Origin of the sequence: Aeromicrobium sp. REDSEA-S32_B7 (assembly GCF_001626145.1) — a bacterium.
GTDB lineage: Bacteria > Actinomycetota > Actinomycetes > Propionibacteriales > Nocardioidaceae > Aeromicrobium > Aeromicrobium erythreum.
Map to the genome: position 1 here is coordinate 1 of NZ_LUNF01000296.1, position 3,363 is coordinate 3,363.

A 3,363-nucleotide genomic window follows, 5' to 3' on the forward strand; every position below is an offset into this window, starting at 1 on the left:
ACGACCTTCCTCTTCGGTGGCCTGACCGGTGTCATCCTGGCCAGCCCGCCGCTGGACTTCGTCGTCTCCGACTCCTACTTCGTGGTGGCGCACTTCCACTACGTCGTCTTCGGCACCGTGGTCTTCGCGATGTTCGCCGGGTTCTACTTCTGGTGGCCGAAGATGACCGGCCGGATGCTCGACGAGCGCCTGGGCAAGCTGCACTTCTGGATCCTGTTCGTGGGCTTCCACCTCACGTTCCTCGTGCAGCACTGGCTCGGTGTCGAGGGCATGCCGCGTCGCTACGCCGACTACCTGCCCGAGGACGGCTTCACCGTGCTCAACCAGGTCTCGACCGTGGGCGCCTTCCTGCTCTCGCTGTCGATGCTGCCCTTCTTCTACAACCTCTACGTCTCGCGGAAGGCGCCCCTGGTCGGCGTCGACGACCCGTGGGGCTGGGGCCGGTCGCTGGAGTGGGCCACCTCGTGCCCGCCGCCGCGGCACAACTTCCACACCATCCCGCGCATCCGGTCGGAGTCGCCGGCCTTCGACCTCCACCACCCGGAGATCGCAGCCCTGGACCTGGACACGAACGAGGCGGCCGCCAACGGCGACTTCGCCGACGCGCCGGACATGACGGGCCGTGAGGACGTCGTGCGGGGCGAGACCTCCGAGGGGGAGAACTCCTGATGAAGGCTGAGACCTGGATCTTCGCGATCACCACGATCTTCCTGGTGCTGGTCACCCCGGCCTACTGGTTCATCACCGGCGCCGGTGAGACCGGCGCTGACTGGACCGGCACCTCCGCGCTGACCATGACCGGGCTGTTGACGGCCATGGTGACGCTCTACCTCGGGTTCCACGCCCGCAAGATGGAGCCTCGCCCCGAGGACCGCCTCGACGGCGAGATCGCCGACGGCGCCGGCGAGCTGGGCTTCTTCCCGCCCTACTCCTGGTGGCCGCTGTGGGCTGCTGCGACGCTCGGCGTGATGGTCTTCGGCCTGGCCATGGCTGCCTGGTGGTTGTTCATCATCGGCGGGGTGCTGGGCACCCTGGCCCTGTGCGGCCTGGTCTTCGAGTACTACCGGGGTGAGCACGCTCACTGAGCCTGCGGGCTCCCAGCGGCGCACGGCCGCAACCTTTCCCACGCGCTCCGCGTCTTCCCTGCAGGGGAGGCGCGGAGTTCGTCGTCTCGAGGTTCCGGCCTCTACCCTGGGGACGACCGCACCGGCCGTCTCGCCGTCGCACATCTCGTGGGAGTACCTGTCGATGACCGTCCGATCCGCCCGTCGTCCCGGCGCCGCTGTCGCGTCCTTGAGCCTGCTGGCGCTGGTGAGCGCTGGGTTGAGTGCCTGCGAGAGCGGGACGGCGCTGCCCGGCTCCCGGGACGGCGCCGAGGAGCCGTCGTCGGCGGCCGCGGCGCCGACCGAGCGCCCGCGCCTGAAGCTGAACGTGCGACGCGGCGCCAGCGTCAGCACCGCCGACCTGTCGCTCGCCGAGCAGACCTACGCCTCGATCGCGCCTCTCGACGGGGAGACGGTGGGCGTCGGGATGCCCGTGGTCGTCACCTTCGACGTGCCCGTGACCGACCGGGCCGAGTTCGAGCGCCACATGCACGTGGAGTCGACGCCGCGCCAGCGGGGCACCTGGCACTGGCTCAGCGACACCGAGGCCCACTGGCGCCCGCGGACCTACTGGAAGGCCGGCACCGACGTCCACGTCGACCTTGACGTCAACGGGGTCTCGGCCGGCGGCGGCGTCTACGGCCAGCACGACCGCGAGATCGACTTCTCCGTCGGTGACGCCCACGTCTACCGCGTTGACGCGCGCACCCACCAGATGGAGGTCTTCTCCAACGGTGAGCTGTTGCGCACCCTGCCGGTCACCACCGGCAAGCCGGGCTTCGAGACCCGCAACGGCGTCAAGGTGATCATCGAGAAGTTCGACGAGAAGCGGATGAACTCCGAGACCGTCGGCTTTGCCGCGGGTTCCGCGGAGGCCTACGACATCGACGACGTGCAGTGGGCGATGCGGCTGACCTTCTCCGGTGAGTTCATCCACGCCGCCCCGTGGTCGGTCGGCAGCCAGGGGAGCGCCAACGTCTCTCACGGCTGCACCGGCATGTCCACTGCGGACGCCGGGTGGCTCTACGCCATGACACGGCGCGGCGACGTCGTCGAGACCGTCGGGACGCAGGGGGACGACATGACCCTGACGAACGGCTACGGCGACTGGAACGTCAGCTTCCAGGAGTACCGCGAAGGCTCGGCGTTGTAGGAGCGCAGCGACGCATAGACGACATCAGCCCCCGATCCTCACGGACCGGGGGCTGATGTCTTGTCGTGCTGTGTCAGTACATCGACTGGGTCTCGACACGCGGGTCACGGCTTCGCAAGCTCAGCCGTGCCGCTCGCTCGACCACCAACGACGAGTCCGCTGACGCGTCCTCGTCAGACCTCCTCGGCCCCCAGCCGCTCGAGCAGGTTCGCGGAGAACCGGTCGCCCATCTTGGCGACGACGCCCTTCATGGTGGCGGTGACCGCCTTCGAGGACAGCTTGGGCAGCGGCAGGTCGAGGGTGATCTCGAGGCTGGTGCGCAGCTCGCAGCCCTGCTCGTGCTCCGACAGGTCGTACCAGCCCTCCACGCCGGAGCGCTCCGTCTCCCCGTCGGGCGGGTCGTGGCGGAACTCGATGCGGCTGGGGCGGTCGAAGGTCATCTTCTCGGTGAAGGTCGGCGCGACCTTCACGCCGAGCACCTCCAAGCCACTGAGGTCCCAGGTCCAGTGGTCGCCGTCGGCGGTGATGCGGCGCACGAACGGCGTCATGTCCGCGATCGCGTCGGGGTCCTCCAGCAGCGCCCACACGTCCTCGCGCGAGGCCGTGATCACCGCCTGCGCCTCGGTGCCTGCGGTGAACCGGGTCATGCCGCGAGCGCCTTCTCGATGTCGGAGGCGATCTTCTCGGGCTTGGTGGTCGGCGAGTAGGGGCCGATGACCTTGCCGTCCTTGCCGAGGAGGTACTTGGTGAAGTTCCACTTGATCTTGCTGCCCAGCAGGCCTCCCTTCTCCGAGCGAAGCCACTGGTAGAGCGGGTGGGCCCCGTCGCCGTTGACCTCGATCTTGGAGAACAGCGGGAAGGTCACGCCGAAGTTGCGCTCGCAGAAGGCGTTGATCTCCGCGTCGTCGCCGGGCTCCTGCCCGCCGAACTGGTCGCACGGGAAGCCGAGCACGGTGAAGCCCTTGTCGGCATAGGTGTCGTGCAGCTCCTGGAGGCCCTTGTACTGAGGGGTGAAGCCGCACTGCGAGGCGGTGTTGACGACGAGGACCACCTGACCGGCGTACGCCGAGAGGTCGATGTCGGTGCCGTCGATGGACCGCGCGGAGA

5 protein-coding genes are annotated in these 3,363 nt (G+C 68.6%); 3 read left to right on the forward strand and 2 right to left on the reverse strand.

The window, feature by feature from the left end; all coding sequences use genetic code 11:
- From A6Q79_RS17220 to A6Q79_RS17230, 3 genes are all read left to right on the forward strand, one after another.
- On the forward strand, positions 1-669 hold a 669-nt coding region (locus A6Q79_RS17220; protein ID WP_317698848.1), incomplete at its 5' end, for a cbb3-type cytochrome c oxidase subunit I.
- Complete coding sequence (locus A6Q79_RS17225; RefSeq protein WP_317698849.1) at positions 669-1,085, forward strand: cytochrome c oxidase subunit 4; 417 nt, start codon at positions 669-671, stop codon at positions 1,083-1,085. The genes A6Q79_RS17220 and A6Q79_RS17225, both read left to right, overlap by 1 nt.
- A gap of 163 nt (positions 1,086-1,248) precedes the next feature.
- Complete coding sequence (locus A6Q79_RS17230) at positions 1,249-2,256, forward strand: L,D-transpeptidase (RefSeq protein ID WP_317698850.1); 1,008 nt, start codon at positions 1,249-1,251, stop codon at positions 2,254-2,256.
- 173 nt (positions 2,257-2,429) lie between these two features.
- Here the strand turns inward: A6Q79_RS17230 and A6Q79_RS17235 are convergent, their stop codons facing one another.
- Together A6Q79_RS17235 and A6Q79_RS17240 are read right to left on the reverse strand one after the other, a co-directional pair.
- Positions 2,430-2,903, reverse strand: coding sequence for an SRPBCC family protein (locus A6Q79_RS17235; protein WP_317698851.1), 474 nt, complete (start codon positions 2,901-2,903; stop codon positions 2,430-2,432).
- The coding region (locus A6Q79_RS17240) for a glutathione peroxidase (protein ID WP_317698852.1) at positions 2,900-3,363 on the reverse strand (464 nt) is incomplete at its 5' end. The genes A6Q79_RS17240 and A6Q79_RS17235, both read right to left, overlap by 4 nt.

What these genes read in the sequence shown, in the direction of transcription:
- A6Q79_RS17230 (WP_317698850.1), top strand. Translation starts at nt 1,249, where the DNA reads ATGACCGTCCGATCCGCCCGTCGTCCCGGCGCCGCTGTCGCGTCCTTG.
- A6Q79_RS17235 (WP_317698851.1), bottom strand. Translation starts at nt 2,903, where the DNA reads ATGACCCGGTTCACCGCAGGCACCGAGGCGCAGGCGGTGATCACGGCC.
- A6Q79_RS17225 (WP_317698849.1), top strand. Translation starts at nt 669, where the DNA reads ATGAAGGCTGAGACCTGGATCTTCGCGATCACCACGATCTTCCTGGTG.